General features: G+C 65.7%; 15 protein-coding genes. 2 read left to right on the top strand and 13 right to left on the bottom strand.

Annotated elements, in window-relative coordinates; translation table 11 throughout:
• The 7 genes from IPL75_09310 to IPL75_09280 form a co-directional block, all read right to left on the bottom strand.
• Complete coding sequence (locus tag IPL75_09310) at positions 1 to 2,553, bottom strand: VWA domain-containing protein (GenBank protein ID MBK9240452.1); 2,553 nt, start codon at positions 2,551 to 2,553, stop codon at positions 1 to 3.
• A gap of 7 nt (positions 2,554 to 2,560) precedes the next feature.
• On the bottom strand, positions 2,561 to 4,327 hold the full coding sequence (locus tag IPL75_09305; protein MBK9240451.1) for a hypothetical protein: 1,767 nt from the start codon (positions 4,325 to 4,327) through the stop codon (positions 2,561 to 2,563).
• Positions 4,324 to 5,229 (bottom strand): DUF58 domain-containing protein, encoded by a 906-nt coding sequence (locus tag IPL75_09300; GenBank protein ID MBK9240450.1) that lies wholly within the window; start codon positions 5,227 to 5,229, stop codon positions 4,324 to 4,326. Before IPL75_09300 ends, IPL75_09305 begins: the two co-directional genes overlap by 4 nt.
• A complete protein-coding gene (locus IPL75_09295) occupies positions 5,226 to 6,245 on the bottom strand; it encodes a MoxR family ATPase (protein MBK9240449.1) in 1,020 nt (339 codons plus the stop codon). Before IPL75_09295 ends, IPL75_09300 begins: the two co-directional genes overlap by 4 nt.
• Before the next feature lie 4 nt (positions 6,246 to 6,249).
• Complete coding sequence (locus tag IPL75_09290) at positions 6,250 to 7,758, bottom strand: hypothetical protein (GenBank protein MBK9240448.1); 1,509 nt, start codon at positions 7,756 to 7,758, stop codon at positions 6,250 to 6,252.
• Entirely contained in the window at positions 7,758 to 9,368 is a 1,611-nt protein-coding gene (locus IPL75_09285) for a hypothetical protein (GenBank protein MBK9240447.1), read from the bottom strand. Before IPL75_09285 ends, IPL75_09290 begins: the two co-directional genes overlap by 1 nt.
• Positions 9,369 to 9,540: 172 nt before the next feature.
• Positions 9,541 to 10,338, bottom strand: a complete 798-nt coding sequence (locus tag IPL75_09280) for a Dam family site-specific DNA-(adenine-N6)-methyltransferase (protein ID MBK9240446.1) — start codon at positions 10,336 to 10,338, stop codon at positions 9,541 to 9,543.
• A gap of 65 nt (positions 10,339 to 10,403) precedes the next feature.
• On the opposite strand from IPL75_09280, the gene IPL75_09275 reads away from it, so the two are divergent.
• Positions 10,404 to 12,272, top strand: a complete 1,869-nt coding sequence (locus IPL75_09275) for a hypothetical protein (GenBank protein MBK9240445.1) — start codon at positions 10,404 to 10,406, stop codon at positions 12,270 to 12,272.
• A 179-nt stretch (positions 12,273 to 12,451) separates the two neighbouring features.
• On the opposite strand, the gene IPL75_09270 is transcribed toward IPL75_09275, so the two are convergent.
• The 6 genes from IPL75_09270 to IPL75_09245 all read right to left on the bottom strand — a co-directional run bounded on the left by IPL75_09270 (position 12,452) and on the right by IPL75_09245 (position 18,182).
• The gene (locus IPL75_09270; GenBank protein MBK9240444.1) at positions 12,452 to 14,413 is read right to left on the bottom strand and encodes a thioredoxin family protein; all 1,962 of its coding nucleotides are present in this window, start codon (positions 14,411 to 14,413) and stop codon (positions 12,452 to 12,454) included.
• Positions 14,414 to 14,420: 7 nt separating this feature from the next.
• On the bottom strand, positions 14,421 to 15,692 hold the full coding sequence (locus tag IPL75_09265; GenBank protein MBK9240443.1) for an amidohydrolase family protein: 1,272 nt from the start codon (positions 15,690 to 15,692) through the stop codon (positions 14,421 to 14,423).
• Positions 15,693 to 15,824: 132 nt separating this feature from the next.
• A complete protein-coding gene (locus IPL75_09260; GenBank protein MBK9240442.1) occupies positions 15,825 to 16,247 on the bottom strand; it encodes a carboxypeptidase regulatory-like domain-containing protein in 423 nt (140 codons plus the stop codon).
• A complete protein-coding gene (locus tag IPL75_09255; GenBank protein MBK9240441.1) occupies positions 16,247 to 16,477 on the bottom strand; it encodes a hypothetical protein in 231 nt (76 codons plus the stop codon). The genes IPL75_09260 and IPL75_09255 overlap by 1 nt, the downstream gene beginning before the upstream one ends.
• Before the next feature lie 539 nt (positions 16,478 to 17,016).
• A complete protein-coding gene (locus tag IPL75_09250) occupies positions 17,017 to 17,955 on the bottom strand; it encodes a carboxypeptidase regulatory-like domain-containing protein (GenBank protein ID MBK9240440.1) in 939 nt (312 codons plus the stop codon).
• A 32-nt stretch (positions 17,956 to 17,987) separates the two neighbouring features.
• A complete protein-coding gene (locus IPL75_09245) occupies positions 17,988 to 18,182 on the bottom strand; it encodes a hypothetical protein (protein ID MBK9240439.1) in 195 nt (64 codons plus the stop codon).
• Positions 18,183 to 18,206: 24 nt separating this feature from the next.
• On the opposite strand from IPL75_09245, the gene IPL75_09240 reads away from it, so the two are divergent.
• Positions 18,207 to 18,452: a hypothetical protein gene (locus IPL75_09240; protein ID MBK9240438.1), complete on the top strand. Its 246-nt coding sequence runs from the start codon at positions 18,207 to 18,209 to the stop codon at positions 18,450 to 18,452.
• Positions 18,453 to 18,722 lie beyond the last annotated feature (270 nt).

Raw genomic sequence — 18,722 nt, 5'->3', positions numbered from 1 at the left:
TCAGTTCCCTTCTGTGGAGGCAGACGGCCAGCGACGATAGGTGATTTCAGCAAGATACAGCAACAGACCCAACAGCAGCAGCACCGGCCACAACCGGACCGCCGAGAGTGACGCGCCGGCATCCTGCGTAGGACCAAGCGCGGTGGTGCTCGTGAATGTGCCGGCGGTGAGCAGCTCGGGGTCGGTATACGCACCGCCCGTGGCCGCCGCCAGCGCTTCCAGATCCAGGCCCTTCACGGGATCAACCTGCTGTTCACCAGCCACATCGTCGAGTGCAGGTGAGATGAGGTGGGTCGGTTGCTGGCCTGCCTGCGCCCCACTCACGTGATGCGCGGAGGCCAGCACTCGCACGGCCTCAGCCGGGTCTACAGCGACGCGACCGGAAAAATGGCCGGGCGCCAGTTCACGTAATGTGACGACTCCAGTCTGGCGGCCTTCGGTGTCGAGCACCGCAGCTTCCGGATACAACGTGGAGTCGCGGCTGGTGCGCCGCGCGGTGACCTCCACCTCGTGATCGATTCGCTGGACCTGGTAGTCGAACAGCCGCGAGTCGTCGGCCGTGCGAGAAACGATGCGCGCCATCATACGGCCGTAGTCGCGCCACCTCGCCCAGCCTGTGGTGCCTTCACCCACGGGCTCGGTCATCATGGCCGTGACGCGCCCAAGCCCGTAGCGCCATGTCGCCAGCAGGGGGTCGCCGCTGCCCGCCACTTCCATGAGGGCGTCGGCGCCATCGCGCATCGTGGTTTCCACGTAGCCGTTGAGCGCAGGCATCGCGCGGCGGTCGATATCACTCCACCAGCCTTCACCACCGCGACTCTGCACGCCGAACGCACCAGTCTTGTACGCCGGCAGCTTCATCGTGGACGGCTGCTTCAGGATGACTTCCGGCAGGCTGTACCGATCGATGGCCGAGTAGAAGCGTCCCTTGCCCCACGACGCGAGGTCGATGAGCAACTGGTTGTGCGCCTGCGCGCCCACCAGCACTGTGGACAGGTTGATGCCGTCCTTCGTCAGTTGCCGGATGATGGTCTCGTAGTCGGAGGTCTCGACGCCGGCGTCGGTGATGACCAGGATGTGCTTGTAGCGCGTGTCCACGTTTTTCAGTCCGTAGTACGCCTCTTCCAGGCCCGGTCGGAGCACCGTGCCGCCAATCGCCTGCATGCGGCCAATGGCGCGGTCAATCGTGATCTTGTTGGCCGCCGACTGCAGCGGCACCGCCCAATGTTTGTTGCCGTAGAACTCGACGATGCCGATGCGGTCGTGGGCCTTGAGGCGTCTGACGGCCAGGCGGGCCACCTGCTTCGCCAACTCGAGGCGCGTGCCGGTCATCGACCCCGACGTATCGATGATGATCGCCAACGCGGTGCTGGGGTCGCGCTTCTCTGTCCGCTGCACAAACTCCACAGGCGAGATGGTCGCGACGGGAGTGCCGTCGTAGCCACCCGTGCCAAATGCGGATTTGCCGCCTGAGAACACCAGGCCAAGACCCTGGTGCGCCACTGCATCCGCCAGGTGCTGCTGAAACGACTCCGGCACCAGGCTGGCCGGCCGGTCGTCGAGCAGCACCATGTCGTACGACGACAAATTGATGTTTGGCGACAGGGCCTGTGTGCTTCCATCGGCCACATCAAATCCGCGACCGAGCAGGCCGCCCATTCTGGAGGCTGCGCCCCGGACCCGATCGCCGAGGTAAAACACGCGAAGCGGATCCTGGACGGCCAGAGTTCCACGGAACTCGTTGTTGCTGGAATTCGAGTCCTTCTCCGCGTCAACCACCTGCGCTGCCACACTGAGGAACCCGGCCGACTTCGGTTCGAACGTCAGCGGCACTGTTGCGTGTTCGTCGCTGTCAAACGGGGCCGAGACCGCGATCTCTTCACCGCCGGCGCCCACAAGACGCACACGCAGCCCGGTGCCGGTGCCTGCCACGCTCACTTCGACATGCGCTGTCTGGCCCACTCGCAACAGACCCCTGGCCGTCAGTCCGGCGGGGTACACGTCGGCGGGGTCGTATCCGAGATCGTAGGTGTGCAGCGTGATGCCGCGATCGATGACCTGCTGCACCTCGGGGGCCCAACGCCGGTCGGTGGCCAGGCCATCTGTGAACAGATGAATGACGCCGCGGGCGCCTTCGGGCACCTGTCGTGCCGCGGCACCGATAGCCGCACCCAGTGGCGACCCGCTGTGACTGTCGCGAATCTCAGTGACCGCACCAAACCCGGTGCGATCCTCGAAGCCGGCTCCTACGACGACAAGCGACGAGGTCGAGGCGGGGAATTCACCGCGAAGTTGTGCCACAGCCTCGCGCTGCCGGACTCTCCGTGCAGGGCTGACGCTCCCGGACTCATCCACCACAAACACCTGGTAGGTCTCGCTGTCGGATGTGAGCAACACCGGACGAGCCAGGGCCAGCACGACAAGAAGGAACACGCCGGTGCGCAAGATTCGCTGAGTACGATCGCGGCCCCTACTGCGGCGCGGCAGGAACCACAGCAGCGCGATGGCGGGCGCCAGCAGGAGAAACCACGGATACAGGAAGCTGACCGTCATGACGTCACTACGGCATCCGGCCCATCTGGAAGAAGTACCACTCGGCCGCGAGGAGCAGCAGCGCGAGGATTAACAGGCCCGTGACGAGCCCCGTCGCCGGCGTGAGATCGACCGGCGCCAACGTCGCTATCGCCAATGACTCGTCGCGCGCACCGGTCGTCACTTCGGCGTCGAGCAGCGAGACCGACAACGGCGCCGCACGTCCGTTCACCTTGAGGTCGCCTGCGACGACGGGAACAAAACTGGCGCCGATGGGATCCAGCACGCGGCCGGCGGCGTTGAGAATCTCAGTGCTACGACCGGTGGAAGACGTGATGAGCGGCCGGCCGGCGGCGACATACGGATGCCAGCTCTCCGTATCGGCGAGCCAGCGCACCGCGTTGGCCACAAACAGCGGGAAGGCGCGAGACCGTGTGAAGTCGAACTCGTCCGCGAGCAGTTCCTCCCACACGGAGAAGCGCCACTGACTGCCGGACGTGATTGAGACTTCGATCGGACGGCCAGACGAGCGCGCCAGGCTCATCGCGTCGATCTGCTGCAACCCGATGTCGGCGACCGCGTTGGTGAACACCGCACTCGAACTCAGGGAATCCGGATGCGTCAACAGGAACGCCTGGGTCTGGGACGCCGCAGGCACGAACTCAAGCGCGGGCGCGTTGCCGCCCACCGACTCGCCTTTCCGCCGGATGACCACATCGGCCTGCTCCGCGACGAGCGTCACGCCGGCGTCCGCCTCAAGCAGCGGCCCGAGCACGGCCTGCAATGACGACGAGAGTTGCACGCTGAGAATGGGCTTGGTGGGCAATCGCAGGCGGGCCACGTCGTCGAGTGGAAGGCTGTCGGCGCCTGATCGGTCATCAACAACCCGTGCGGTCAGGAGGCCGCCCGCGGCCGGCACGTCAGACAGAACGTAGCCCTGGCCGACACGCGCGATCGCGTTGCCTGGCACAGCCTGTCCGTTGACTTCGATTCGGACACCGGGCGCATTCGCCGCCGTCACGACCGGTGCCGCGCGGCGGTCGCCTGTGCTTTGCACCTGCACGAAGACGTCCACCTTGTCCCAGGCGCCGGAAGCGGCATCAGACACCCCAAGCGCCGTGATGCCGCTGTTGCCCGCAAGCGGCGCCGGCGCGGTGGCCCGCTTCACCGTCATCGACGCGGGGACCAGGTCCAGTACCTGTTTCCGAACGGGGGCGTCTCCAAACACCAGAATCGATGTGGGCGACTCACTGCCGCCATTGGCCGAGGTCGCACTGAGCTGCCGCAGCAGCCGCTCAAGCGACGCCGGGGCGGCCTGCGGCGCCAACCGGTCCAGGCGCGCGCGCAAGAGCAGCGCGTGTTCACCAGGGTTGAGCAACGGTCGAGTGTCCGCGCCGCTCCAGATCACCTGGCGCCGGTCGCTGGGCAAACGGGCGACCTGCCGTTCGAGCGCGTCCACAGCGTCGGCGAACCGGTTTCCGGCGGCCATGCCCGCCGATCCGTCGAGCACCAGGATGTGGAATGTCTGATCCGGCCGACGACCGAATTGCGGCTCGGCCACGGCGAGCCACAGGAGCGAGCAAATCGCGAGCACCAGGGCGTAGGCGAGCGGGTGGCGAAATTTGTCACGCAGTTTTCTGACCGGCGCTTCGTGCACCACCTGCTTCCAGAACAAGGTGGTGACGACGGTCACGTTGCGGTAGCGGGTGCGAAGTTGCTGCAACGCGAACAGCAGCGCGGCCAGCCCGGCCAGGCCCGCCACCACCCCGAGCGCCGACAGATTCGCGAAGGTCATACCACGAGGCTTCCGGCGGCAAACAGCGTGTTGAGCTGCGTGACCAGGTCCTCTTCCACATCAAGACGCAGCAACCCACCGTGGTGGTACTTCACAAGCGCCGCGAGGTCGCGATTGAACTGCGCGTACGCGTCGCGATACCGCTCCAGCACATGAGGCGTGATGGTGATCTCGGCCGCCTCGCCCGTCTCACAGTCCACGAGCCTGAGATCGCCGTCCAGGTTGGGCTGTTCATCGGAGGGGCGGACGAGCTGCACGAACAACATCCGGTGCCGGATGCTCCTGAGCGCATCACGGATGGCATCGAGGCCGGCCGGATCGAAGAAGTCACTGATCACTACCAGCAGGCCGCGGCGCAGGTTCATATCGGCCAGCCTTCGAAGTGCGGCCGACAGATTCGTGCCTGCCTCAGCCGGGGGCGACAACCGGGCCAGATGCTCGGCAAATGCCATGGTGCTGGCCTTGCCGGACATGGACTTCACGCGCATCTCCATTTTTTCCGCGAACGGAAAAAGCGCCGTCGAGTCGTGATGCGACAGGCTGATGGTCGCCAGCGCGAGTGCCGTGCGCAGCGCCGTCAGTGCGCGCGGCTCCGGCTCGTGAAACATGCTCGTGGAGACGTCGGGCATGAGATACAGCGGCAGGTCCTGCTGCTCTTCATACAGCCGCAGGAACACCTTGCCGAGCCGCCGGTAGATGTTCCAGTCGATCGCGCGCGGGTCGTCACCGGGGGAATAGCCGCGATAGTCACGGAATTCGATGCCGGCTCCCAGGTCCTTCGACAGGCGATCTCCAAACCGGCCCCCCGCCGCCACGCGCTGCACGGTGATGCTCAGGTGCGAGAGCGAGGCGAGGAAACCCGGGTCAAAGAGTTTGTCGAACGGAATGGGGGCCGCGCTCATGAAGCAACTTCGAGCGGCTCTCTGACAGCCGCCAGCACCGCCGCCACAATATCTGCATCGGTCACGCGATCGGACTGCCCATGGAAATTGATGAGCAACCGGTGACGCAGCACCGGCAGCGCAAGGTGCTTGATGTCGTCGATGCTCACGGCAAATCGGCCGTTGACCAGCGCCCGCACCTTGGCGGCCAGCAACAGCGACTGCGCGCCACGCGGGCTGGAGCCGAGCGCGACATACTCGTTGACCTTCTTGGGCGCATACGGGCTGCCAGGCTGCGTGCCCATCACCACCTGAATGGCGTATTGCTGCGCATGCGCCGGCACCGGCACCGCGCGGACGATATGCCGCAGCCGCACGATTTCCGCGGCATTGGTCACCGGCTCAATCGTCACTTCGTGGTCGCCGATCGTACGGTCAAGGATGGCGCTGTAGTCCTCTTCCTTCGGGTAACCGACGACAAGCTTCAGCAGGAAACGGTCGAGCTGCGCTTCCGGGAGCGGATACGTGCCTTCCTGCTCCACCGGGTTCTGGGTCGCGAGCACGCAAAAAGGCTCGTCCAGCTTGATCGTGCGCTTGCCCACGGTGACCTGACGCTCTTGCATCGCTTCGAGCAACGCCGACTGCGTCTTGGGCGTGGCGCGGTTGATTTCGTCGGCCAGCACCAGGTTCGCGATGAGCGGACCTTCCTGGAATCGCAGGTCGTGGCGTCCCTGATCGTTCTCCATCAGCACCCAGGTGCCCTGAATGTCGGCGGGCATCATGTCGGGCGTGAACTGGATGCGCGAAAACTTGGTTTCAATTGCCGAACTCAGGCACCGCACGAGCATCGTCTTACCCAGCCCGGGGACGCCCTCGAGCAGCACGTGGCCGCCGGCGAGGAGCGCGGTCATGACGCCGTCCACGATCTCGTCCTGGCCCACCATCATCTGGTTCACGCGCCGCTTGATATCCGCATACACCGTGCGGAACCGCGCCGCCGCTTCACGCGCCTCGGCCGCGCCTGTTGTGGTTGTCATCACGTCACTCTTTTCTGATTGGGGGAAGCTCAGTCTTCCCACGCAGTTGCAGGAAATACTTCTCGACCAGGGTCTGCATCCATGGCCGCAGCACCGGGTGCTCGATGTAGCCGAAGGGATTTTCGCGCGCGGCCCGCTCCTCGGCGGTCAGCGCCGACTGCGGTTCTTCCTTCGGCGTCGAGTTCTCCTGTGTCACCTTCGAGCGGCCGGGGTTGGTCATCCCCTGAATGCGGTCGGGCGTTGGCACACCCAGGATCATCGCGGGCACGCCGCGCGTTTTCTTGCGACCGCCGGGTCCGCTACGCCCGTTCGCGTTGGGACCCGCCTGGTCGGTGGCAGGGCGATTCGAGAGGTTGCGATCGACCGGCGGTTTGTTGCGACGCAATGACGGCCGCTCCACACCGCTCGTCTTCTCTTCCTCTTCCTCGTCCTGCATCCCCTCTTCGTCCTTCCCGTCATCCTTGTTCGCGCCGGCGCGATCGGGCTGGTCGGTGGCGGGGATGGAATTTGAATCGCTGCTGGATGACTTGGACTGGCCTTGGCCTGACGTGGCAGACGACGCCTGCTGCTGGCCTTTTTTCCCCTCGGCCTTTTTCGCCTGCGTGGTGGCCGCTGCGTCCTGCGGCTGTGGCGGGTCTTCTTCAAGGGGCTGCGATGGTGTCTGCTGGTTGGACGGCGTTCCGCTGCTGCTCATCGCCTGGCTCGCCGATTTGCTGCTCGCCTGACCGCCGGCGTGTGACTGGCCATCGGCCTCCTGATCCGTCCTCGGCGTCTTCGGCGACGCATCAGCCGAGGGCTGCGAGGCGTTCGCCGGCACCGCCTCGGCGGCCTCGGGGCGATCGGGCCTCGGCGGATTGGGCCGCAGATCGAGCAATGCCGCCGCCACACGCGCCGGTACCGTCTGCAGGTCGGCGGTGGTCAAAACCGTTTCCGCATCCGGTGCATTCCGGATGCCCGACGCCACATCACCAAGCCACAACGCGCCGACGATCAGAGCCGCGGCGGCGACTGTGGCCGCCCAACTGCGCCGCGAGATGGCCCATGCCGGCAGCGCCTTTTCTTCGAGCGTCGTGGCGCCCGCCCGAGCGATGTGATCCGCGGCATCGTCAATCGCCGCCTGCCGGAAGTGGTCGGATGCGCCGGCGGCGAGAAATTCATCGGCGGTCACCAGCCGATCGTTGCTGGTGAGCTGCAGGTCAAACGCGCCAAGGCACGCGCGACGGTCGAGGTGCCGCCCCTTCGCGAGCGATGCCATGCGAACGGCCACATAGGCGACCGGTCCGGCCACTGCGAGCAGCACCCACACCATGGCGGGCCATGCCAGAGGCCCGCGACCAACGAGCAGCATCACGACTTGCGCGCTGAACAGGAGGATGGGTGCAACCAGCAGCCACACGAGTGAGTCGCGCACGGTCATGCGAAGGTCGCGCGCGAACGCCCACCGGCCGAGGCTGCGCTGAGCGCGCGTGGCCAGTGCATTGAGTTGCTGTTGAAGGACCGGTCCCTGCGCCATCAGCGGCCGCCTCCACCTTTTCCAGCAGCAGCCTTTTCGTCGCGCAGCAGAGGATCATCCTTCGGCAGCAACACGCGGATGCGGTCCATCGCGCTTTTTACTTCGACGGCGATCTCGGGAGGCACCCCGCCCGCGGCTGCCACGCGCTTGTAGCGCGCGTAGGCGCGCCGGCTCTGCCCTTGTTTGTCATAGACGCGCGCCAAATCGAGCGCGATTTCCAGATCGTCAGGCGCCATGAACGCCGCCGAGAGCAGGTGCTTCCAGGCGTCGGTCCACTTCGACTGCTTCATGTGAAGCTGCCCGAGCAGGTGGTGCAGGTCGTACACCACGCGGGCGTCAAACGCTTCGCGCGAGTACTTCAACCCCTCTTTCCCCGCGGCGATGGCCAGGTCGGTGCGGCCGGGCATTTCACCAAAGCTCATCGCGTACTCGAGGCACGTCTCGGTGCGGCGGCCGACGCCGGCTGTGTTGACAGCCCACTGCATAGCCTTCAGGACGTCCGCGTCTGCAGACCCGGCGGCATCAAGCCGCGACTTCACCAGCAGCGCAGCAGCATCAGCGCTCAGCCGCTCTTTCGGATACTTCGTCAGGTAGCCTTCCAGGGCCTCGGGCGTGCCTCGGCTTTCAGCCTCGAAGAACGCAAAGTCCTGTTGGGGATACCTGGGGATGCCCTTCTGCGTGAGGGCCAGGCGCTGGTTGTTCCAGTCGAGTTCGATGCGAAACTGCTCAAGGAAGTTGACGCCGGTGATGACCAGCGGACTATCGACCCCGGGCGTGGCGGCCAGCCCGAACGCACGCGGGCGGAACGCCAGCGACCGCGACAGATCCAGGCGCTTGCCGGCGGTGCCCGAGTCCGCCACGAACAGCGGACTGACGTCACCGGCGGGCTTGCCCAGCGGCTTCGTCACGCGCGAATCGATCACGGTGTCGTAATTGGCGCCGCCGATGGCGAGAACACCGCGGCGGTCGTCGCCGTAGCTGAGGCCGACCTGGATACGGTTGTTGGCGTACTCAAACGGGGTGATGACCACATCCGCGAGGTCGGCCGTGGCAGACGCCTCGCCAGTGTCTTTGGGGGGCGCCAGGATGAGCTGCTTCTCCACAAGGTCGAGCGTGACGAAGTACTTCTTCAGCAACCCAATGCCGATGGTCCCCTTGAGTTTGCGCTCACCCATGTCGGCCGAGTGAAGCTTGGTCATCGCGTTCTGGAACGCCACACGTTCTTCTGAGGTCTCGGCGACCACCTCTTTTGCGGGGATCGACAACTTGATCCCAGGCGAGATGAGGATGTGAATCAGTGGCGACTCGCCCAGGCCGAGGTCATTGGGATCCAGCCCCAGCCAGCCGTACTGATCCGGATGCAGCGTCAGCGCATCCGGATACTCGAAGGAAATCTCGAAGCTCGCTTCGTTCGTGTAACGCAGACCCACCAGGTCCGTCAGCACGATCACACGGCCGTTGACGACACGAATGGGAATGGTCCCGGTGTCCGCGAACTGCGGCTGCGCCTGCGCGGAAACGCGATCACCTGTGCCACCGGTTCCCACACAGCACACGAGCGCCACCGAGAGAAGCGTGCGCCAGATTCGGGTCCGGGAGTGCCCAACCATGTCGGATTACGGGCAATCTTACACGACCGCAGCCACGACGGATCACAGGAGGCACGGAGGGAACGAGACAACGACGGATCACACAGAGACGCCGAGGCGCAGAGGTTTCGCCTTCTAAGGAAGATACTCCCGGCCTCCTTTCCTCCCTGTAATCCGTCGTGGACACGCGTCGTCACAAGTTGCGTGTCGCCAGGATCTCCCGGACCTGCGTGCGGTCCCCCGTGCAACTGATGCGGCGAGGGGCGTCGAGGAACCGGACGGCGAACCCGAGCTTCCTATAAAGCTGTTCAATGCGCTCTGTCGCCTGGTTCACCAGGACCACCGGACCCCGATGTCGCGCCAGCGCGCTTGCCGTGCGCTCCTGGTCGTCCCACGAGAAGCCGCCCTTGGAGTAGGTGGTGAACTCCACGTCATACGGCGGGTCCGCGTACACGAAGTCGCGGCGCTCCAAGGCGAGGTCTTCGATATCGCCCAGGGTGAACACCCAGTCAGCGAACGTCTCCTTGTAAGCGGCGAAATCCGTGACGTAGCCGATGCGGGCATACCGGCCAAAAGGCACGTTGAACAAACCACGACTGTTGAAACGGCACAGTCCGTTGTAGCCGGTCCGATTGAGGTAGTAGAACAGCGACGCGGCTTCGCTTGTGTCGCTCTTGTTCGCTTCCAACAGGGCGTTAAAGCGCTCCCGATGCTGATAGAAGAGCGCCTCATCGTTTTCCATCGGCAGCTTGATGCGCAAGCCGCGCTGAAGCCACCGATAGAAGTTGATGAGGTGTGGATTCGCGTCATTCAGGACCGCGCGCTCCGGCATCAGGCCCAGCGCGACAGCCAGTCCGCCGCAGAACGGTTCGACCAGGCGGCGCTGGCGATGTGGCTCCCACAAGGGACGCAGGTGCGGCACCTGCCAACGCTTGCCCCCTGCCCACTTGAGCGGTGGCCGTAACGGCCTGGGCAAGGTGGCTAGAGACATCGCCCGGCTAGTCTAACTGAGTGATCTACAATGAGGCCCATCACGTAGACCTGAAGGGGGCCGGAATGTCTGTCTCGCGAATCGTCGCGCCGCTGATCGTCATTGCCGGCGTGTTCGGCATGGGCCTTGTCACGACCAGTGGCCGCGCACAACAGGCGCCGGCGCAGGACCCGTCGTTGCGCGAAATGTCCGACGACTCCGCACCGGCCGTGGTGCTGCCCGAACAGAAGGCGCTCGACGCCGCGCTGCGCATCACGACACTGGCCGATCGGCTCACTGCACTCGAGAAGATTCGGATTGGATACCCGGGTTCGTCCCTGTTGAATGTCGTTGATTCACAGGTACTCTCGGCCGTCCTGCAGATGCCCGATGCTGAAGGCTCCGCCAACGAAGTGCTCAACCGCATGCTGGCCAGGATTCCGGCCAACGCAACGCCCGATGCGCGTTTCACCGAGACCATCGGCGCGGCGGCGCGCCTGGTGACGCGCAAGGTCCTGCTGGACCGCGCTGAAGCCGTGCTTGTGGACGCGATGGCGCCGCCCACGCTCACCAGCCAGAACCGCGCGACCGGCCGCTATCAGCTGGGCCGCCTCTACGCGGCAAAGGGCGACCCCGCGCGCGCCGAGGTGGAATACCGCGCAGCGGCGTCGGAATCCCCCGCCGCCGTCGCGGCCCTCGTGAGCTTGTACGTCGATCGCAATGAGCGGGCCCGCGCCGAGAGCTTCCTGCTCGACGTGATCAAAACGGCCCCTGTGAACATGGCCGCGCTGAGTTCACTCACGAACCTGTACAAAGCCGAGCCGGCCAGGGCCGAAGCGATCCTGCTCGATGCAGTCGGCCGCGATCCGCTGTTGCCTGGCGCCCTGATCTCACTGGCCAAACTCGAACATGACCGTGGCGCGGTGGCCGAAGCGCTGGACCACTACATGAAAGCGGCCGCGCTCTCATTCCTTCGCGGCGCCGATGGCGAGGCTCTGCGTTCCCTGTACGCGAAGCAGCACGGCAACTCCGATGTGATGACGCCGGCGCTGGAGGCGAAGCTCGACGCAGACATCAACGAACGGTATCGCGCCCTGCCGAAGATGATGAAGGCCGAACCCTACGTGCCGACCGCGCGCCGCACCGACCGCGTCGTGGTCCTTGAGATGTTTACCGGCTCGGCCTGCCCTCCCTGCGTGGCCGCCGACCTCGCCTTTGACACCACCCTCGACCGCTACCCCGCCGACATCGTCATCCCGCTTGCGTACCACGTGCACATCCCGGGGCCGGATCCGATGACCACACCCGAGAGCAATGCCCGGCGGCTGTTCTACGCCGTGAACGGCGTGCCGACGATGCAGATTAGTGGCGCGATGGCGGCGAATCCGGCTGGAGAGAATCTGGGTGGCGGCGGCAGGAACCGCGCGCCCGAGGTGTACGAGAAGTACGTGGGCCTGATCGACCGCGCGCTTGAAGTGGCATCAGACGCGGCGGTCTCCGTGCGTGCGACCATCCAGGGCACCAAGGTGATGGTGACCGCGGACGTCTCGAAGTTGCCGGCGAACACCGCGGACCTCAGGCTGGTGGTGGTGCTGGCGGAGAAACAGCTGATGTTCGGCGGCGAGAACGGTATCAGGAGCCACCACATGGTGGTGCGGGGAGTGGCTGGCGACAAAAGCGAGGGACTTCCGATCGCCGCGACTGGCTCGGTGCAGCACACGTTTGATCTGGCTGCGATTGGCCAGTCGATCACGCGCAGCCTGGCGACGGACATCGCGCGCCGCCGTGGCGCCGCAGCCGGCGCGCCCCAGACATTCGCCGCCGAAGACAAGGCGATGACGAAGATCAATCCCGGGGAACTCGTCGCCGTCGCATTCGTGCAGGCGCCGAATAGGAAAATCCTGCAGGCTGCCAGAGCCGACGTAATCGCCGCGCCTGCCAGCGCGCGGCAATAACACGCCGCATCCGCGACCACGACGGATCACAGGAGACTCCGAGACAGGGAGGAATTCCTTCTTCTTTCTTTGAAATCCAAAGCTCTGCGTCTCCGCGGCTCCTGTGATCCTGCGTTGACCCAAAGCCTCTGTGTCTCCGCGCCTCCTGTAATCCTGCGTGACTGCGAAGCCTCGGTGCCTCAGCGCCTCCTGTAATCCTGCGTGATCGTGTCGGTTTGCCCCCGTTGCAGAAACCGCACAAACTGCTGCGCGTCGCGGGTCAGCCCTCCGAACGCCACCACAGGTTGGCCGTCTGGATCGAGCACGGCGTAGTACGGCAGCGCGACGGTGCCGAGCATGTCTTCCTCCATTTTCTGGAAGCGTTCGTACAACTCCCCCTGGCCGTCTGTATAGAGGCGCACGCGCACGAAGCGCGACATCTCGAGCGCGACCTCGGGCCGCGGAAACATGTTGGCTTCCATCCACCGGCAGTTGGTGCAGGTGTAGCCGGTGAAATCCACCAGGATGCGCTGACCGGTGGCGGCGGCTTGCGCAAGCGCCGCGTCGTAGTCGTTGACCAGCCACGGCAGCTCGCCACCTTCCGCGAGGTGCGCCGCGTCAGCGGGCGGCAGGAATGCTTCCAGTTCACCCAGTCGCCGGCCTGACACGCCAAGCGCGAGCCAGACACCGAGCGTGACCGCAGCGGCGGTCGCCACCAGCCGGCCCACGCCCGGGCGGCTCATGCGAGGGGCATGGCCAAGCCGGACGAGCCCCGCCAGGTACACCGCCAGCACGGCGGCGATGGCGATCCATGTGGTGAGCACGACATCGCGCGTGAACACGCCCCATCCCCACACCAGATCGACGTTTGAAATGAACTTCATCGCGGCGGCCAGTTCGAGCAGGCCCATGGTGGCCTTCACGCCCACGAGCCAGGAACCCGATCGCGGCAGTGACGCCAGCAGCCGCGGCGCGAGCGCCAGCCCCACGAACGGCAGTGCGAACACCGCTGAAAACGCGAGCATGCCGACCATCGGCCACTGCCAGTCTCCCTGCGCCGCCACCACCAGCAGTGTGCCCAGGAACGGCGCCGTGCAGGTGAATGACGTCAGCGTGAACGCGAGGCCCATCAGCAACGTGCCGCCATATCCTCCGCCGCTGGAGGCCTTCGACGCGGCGGTGACCACCCGCGACGGCAGCGCCACTTCGTAGACACCGAACAGACTGAACGCGAACGTCACGAACAGCAGCGCGATGCCGATGTTGAGCCACGGGTTCGATGCGAATCGATTCAGCCCTGAGGCGCCGAATAGAATGGCCAGCGCAAATCCGAGCGCGGTGAACGTGAGGACGATGCCAAGGCCATAGACCAGAGCATGGGCGATCGAGTCGCGACGGCTTCGCCCCGCCCGATTCGTGAAATACGACACCGTGATTGGCACCATGGGAAACACGCATGGCGTGAGCAACGACAGCGCGCCCATCAGTGCCGCCAACCCCACATACGCGCTCAGCGTCGTCGCCGCGTCGGCAGCCGCCAGGTCCGGCACCTTCCGCTTCGGAGCCGCAGACGTTTCCGCGGCAACAGCCGCCGCTGCAGCCGTTGATGGAGTCAATACCGCCTCCGATGCCGGCGCGGCTTCGGAAGCGGTGGGCGCAGATACGGCCGGCGGCAACGCTGCGGGGTTGCCCACCACTAACGCGAGGCGAAGCGCCTGCGTCCGCGGCGGAATGCACAACGTGTCGTTGCAGCTCTGGTAGCGTGCGTTCACAGTCAGCGTGTAGCGGCCGTCCTTCGCACCGGCGGCAATCGTGACGGGCACGCGAAAGACCGTGTGGTCGTCGTAGTACTGCGTGACGATGTTGAAGTTCGGATCGAAGCCTTCGATGGTGGTTTCGGCGCCGAGCGCGCCGGCCTGCGAAAACGGTGCCGTGTCGGCCACCCACACCTGCGTCGCAATCGGGCCACCGGAGGGCTGCGTCGTGCCATACAGATGCCAGCCGAATTCGATCTCGGCCTTGACCAGCACCGTGAACGTGGCTCCGGGCTTGAGGAGCGCGGTGTCGGCGCGCTCAATGGACCACACAACCGGGTTCTGCGGCAGGGCCCCGATCGAGGCCGGGATCATCGCCGACAGCACGACGGCGAGCAGCAAGCGCACGGCCATCCTATCGGCGCACGATGCGCCCGCCTTTCATCACAAGCGACACCTTCCGCAGCGCACCGATATCCATCGTCGGATCGCCGGTCACGGCCACGAGATCGGCAAGCAGGGTGGGCGCGATGCGGCCGATCTGGGTTTCCATGTGCAGCACGTCGGCGTCTACTGACGTGGCTGCGCGCAGCGCGTCGAGCGCCGGCATGCCATAGGCCACCATCAGTTCCAGTTCGCGGACGTTGTCGCCATGGGCAAACACGCCGACGTCGGAGCCACTGGCAATTTTCACTTTGGCAGCCAGAGCGGCCTTGAAGCTTTCGCGCTTGCGCGTGATGCCGGCAGGCTCGGGTGCGGCGCCCTTCTTCCAGCCCGCGTACTGCGCCGTGGCGTCGCCTGCCGCCAGGGTCGGGCACAGAGCCACGCCGCGCTCGGCCATCAGCCGGAATATTTCCGGTGTTCCCCCATCGCCGTGTTCAATGGTCTCGGCGCCGGCCAGCACCGCGCGGCGCATGCCCTCTGGTGTTGACGCATGGACGACAACCGCACGGCCGCTGCTGCGGGCGGTTTCGACGATGAGGCGCATTTCGTCGAGGGAGTAGGTGGGCTGGGCTTCGCCGCGCGGGCCCCAGCGATAGTCGCCATAGACCTTGATCCAGTCTGCGCCCTTGCCGATCTGTTCGCGCACGGCCCGCACGAGCGCATCCACGCCGTCGGCTTCCTGTGCGCCCTGAGGAATGGACCACTCGGGCGCAAAGCCCTTTGGCGCATAGCTGCCGGTGGCGATCAGCGCACGTGTGGCGATGAGCAACCGCGGGCCGGGGATGATGCCCTGCGCCACGGCCTGCTTCAATCCCACGTCCGCGTAGTCGGCCCCTTCGGTGCCCAGATCCCGCACGGTCGTGAAGCCCGCTTCAAGTGTGGCTTTGAGGTGATTGACCGCACGCGCCACTCGAAGCGACTGCGGCTCGTTCAACACCTGGGTGTTCCACGGGGCCTCGTCGTAGGGGTGCAGCAGGACGTGCGAATGCGCGTCGATCAACCCCGGCAACAGCGTCATGCCGGGCAGGTCCATCACTTCCGCGCCTGGTGCTTTCACCTCGGCTTCCGGCCCCGCGGCGATGATCCGCTCGCCTCGCACATGCACCACGTAGCCTTCGCGCACCCGGTTGCCGTCGAAGACCCGCGCGGGCTTCAGCAGGTATTCCTGGGCTGTCGCCTGGGGCGGCGCGGCCTGGGTGCCGCCCACAGCCGCGATGGCCCCGAGGGCCATCACCGCGCACATACCAATCTGCCGCAACATTCTCATGGTGTCCGAGAATGTATCGCACGTTGCACGAAAGATCACGGGAGGCGGGGAGGCACTGAGGCTTGCAGTCACGCAGGACTACAGGAGGCGCAGAGACGCAGAGGCTTTCTACCGGCCGGACAGTTTCAGATCCTGCACCTTCTTCTCGCCTTCTGCGAGCGCGAACTTCAACGCGGCGGGAATCAGAGACTCCAGAAACGCCACGTCGTACATCTCGTTCGCATCAATTTCCGTGAGGGCGACCATGAAGTACTCGCCGGGAGGCAGGCCGGCCACACGATACCGGCCATCACTGGCCGGTCGCGTCGCGGGCAAGCGACGACGCGACCCTTGCCCCCACTGAGTCCGATCGACGGGAAAGACAAGAATCGAGAACTCTGGAGCCGGACGCCCCACGGCGTCTGTGAGCAATCCCGTGATCTCAGTCACGCGATCGGTGAGAGTGATGACGAGGTCGTCGATCCCGGAATCAGCGAGCACTCTGAGTGGAACATCCGAGAGGTCCCGACCTCCCGCCACCACGGACTTCATCACCCAGGTGGGTAACGCAGCCGTCCGCCGGGCACGTTCACGCTGACTCGATAGTCGTTAGGCGGGACGCCTGGCAAGACAAACGTGGCGTCAGGTGCGGCGGTGGCCGGTGATGCGCCGAGAGACACCCTGGTTGTCGCTGTGGGCGCAGGCGGACCGAGACGCCTCGACCCGTCCTTGGGCGGAGTTGCGGTCGTCTTCTCAAACACGATGCGTCCGCGCACGCTCATCCGCCGCCAGTGCCAGCGATCACGGTGGTGTCCTGGTCGATCTCGACTGTTCCCATCGCCCATAGGTCGAGACGCGCTGCACTCCCCCTCCCCGGCACTGGCGACGAGACGATTGCCTGGGCCGGCGATGACATGGCGACCGGGAGGCACACCGGACAGCTGAGAATGACCCGTCAGGGAAGCGGCCTGGCGACCATCGGCTCCGAACAGGATCACCACCATCCGCCCTCTCGGACCATGTTCATCTGCAACTGCGCGCGCCGGGGCACCGTCCGGGCCAACGACGCGTCCTCCGACCCTGGCAGCCGGGACGGTCCATGGTGGTGAAGTCCGCGCCGGTCCGCTCTTTCCCGCCAGCCACCGTGGTCGGGCCGCATTGGCCGGAGGCTCACCCGGGAGATACACGGGCGCACTGCCCAGTGATTGAGATGCTGGCGGTGGCGTGGCCCGTGGTCCAGGGGGCGTGAGGGCGGCGGCCGCCCAGTGCATCTCTGCGTCCGTGTGCGCCCTCAGGTCCTGGCCGGCCGAGCTTCGGTTGCTTACGCCCCGATGATGTAGTCGCCGGGGAGGCAACCCGTAGAACCTGCAGGCCGCGGTCGTCGGTCACTTGGCAGCGGCGTCGCTGACGTCAATACCAATTGCAGGGGGCCATTGGCGCCTGGCCGCCGCTGGAAGATGGATACCTGGGCTTGTTCCTCTGGCAAGCCGAACCCATCCCGTACGGTGCCTTCGATCACCGCGCCGCGGATCATCCGGATGGAGACTCCCGTCACGTGCTGCCCGGCCGTGAGTGCAATAGGCGCACCCGAGCGGCCTTGTCGCGTGGCGCCATAAGCGGCATCCACAAATGGTGGCTTGCTGGCTGAAAGACTAAAGCGCCCTTCGGGCAAATCGCGAAACACAAACCGTCCCTCGTCATCCGTCGTGGCCACACGCGAAGGGATGAGGCCCACGCCGCTCAACTGCACCGTGGCCCGACGAAGTGGTTTCCGGATGGCTTCCTCGGTGGACAACAACTCCGCAGATCGCGCCTGTGCCGGTCGTAGGCGGGCTGTGCGTGACGCCTCGGGCGTGGCGGTTGGGTGGGGCGAGGGGAAGTCGGAACAAGCGGGCCGCCAGCACGCTCGTCGCCGCTGGGCCGAAATCTGCGGCGGTCTGATCCTGCGAACGCGATGCCGCCAATGGCGCGCCAGAGGCCGCGTCTCGGTGCGCAGGTCCTGTGTCCGCTGTCCCCCTGTCGCAACGAGATCGTCGCCCAGTTGCGCCAATTGCTTCATGAACGCAGGGTCGCGCGCTTCAATGGCCACGTCTTCACTGAGCGCAACGATCCGATAGTCACCAGACGGTAGACCAGCGACGGTGTAGCTGCCGGTCGGCGAGGTACGAACAGTCGCACTCAGCCGCGAGTTCATCCCTCCAGTCACCCAGCCACGCAGGTCAGACGGAACAACGACAACGATCGCGTCGTTGTCTCCCATCGACCCTCGGTGGTGCGGACCGTGCCCGCACTTCAGTGCGCTTGTCGGAGAATGTCACCACCACAGCTGGTGACATCGGCGTCCTCAAGCTCGACCCCGGTCTGGCTGATGTCGCGCGCACCTTCCATCGCCGACGCCATCGTCCAGCCCGGCACCTGCGAGGACGCGGTCAGGAAATAGCGGCCGGCGGGATGGCCGGGTGTCCGAATCTGCCTGCCCGCGTTCAACGCGGGCGGGCGAGGATATCGCCGGTGCCTCCGACGGAACGGAAGTTGATCGACATCCTCGCAATTTGTTGGGCGGTGGGCGGCGTCGTGGCGCCTTCGAACTCCACTGAACCTGAGATGCCGGCACCCACGATGACCCGCACATCAGGCCGCCAGATCGTCGTCCCCTACCGCCAGTCCATCTCGGCCTCGACGAAGAGGGTGGCATCGTTCGGCCGGGCGCCCCTGAGCCGGTGCGAACGAGCGCCGTCGTCCCGCTGCCGCTGGTGATGATGGTGGTGGCGCCACCCAGGTCGGCACGGGGCACATACAGCCCGGGGAGTGTGTAGCCTCCCGGAATGCCGAGAAAGGTGAAGCGCCCTGCGGCGTCGGTCGCGGTCATCGCCGCTTCGAGTCCCAGCACTGCGTCGACCGTTGCCCAGGCGGCTTTGGACCAGCCGCAGACCCAGGTATGCGACGGGCCCCGTCGGGGCCGGTCGCGACACCCGACACCTGGGACGCTGGAACGAGGCGGACCGATGGCCTCGATGCCCTGCCGTT

The sequence above is a fragment of the Acidobacteriota bacterium genome (genome assembly GCA_016716905.1).
In the GTDB taxonomy this organism is placed as follows: domain Bacteria; phylum Acidobacteriota; class Vicinamibacteria; order Vicinamibacterales; family SCN-69-37; genus SYFT01.
The sequence above is the reverse complement of the archived record's forward strand: the minus strand, read 5'-3'. Positions and strand labels throughout refer to the sequence as shown.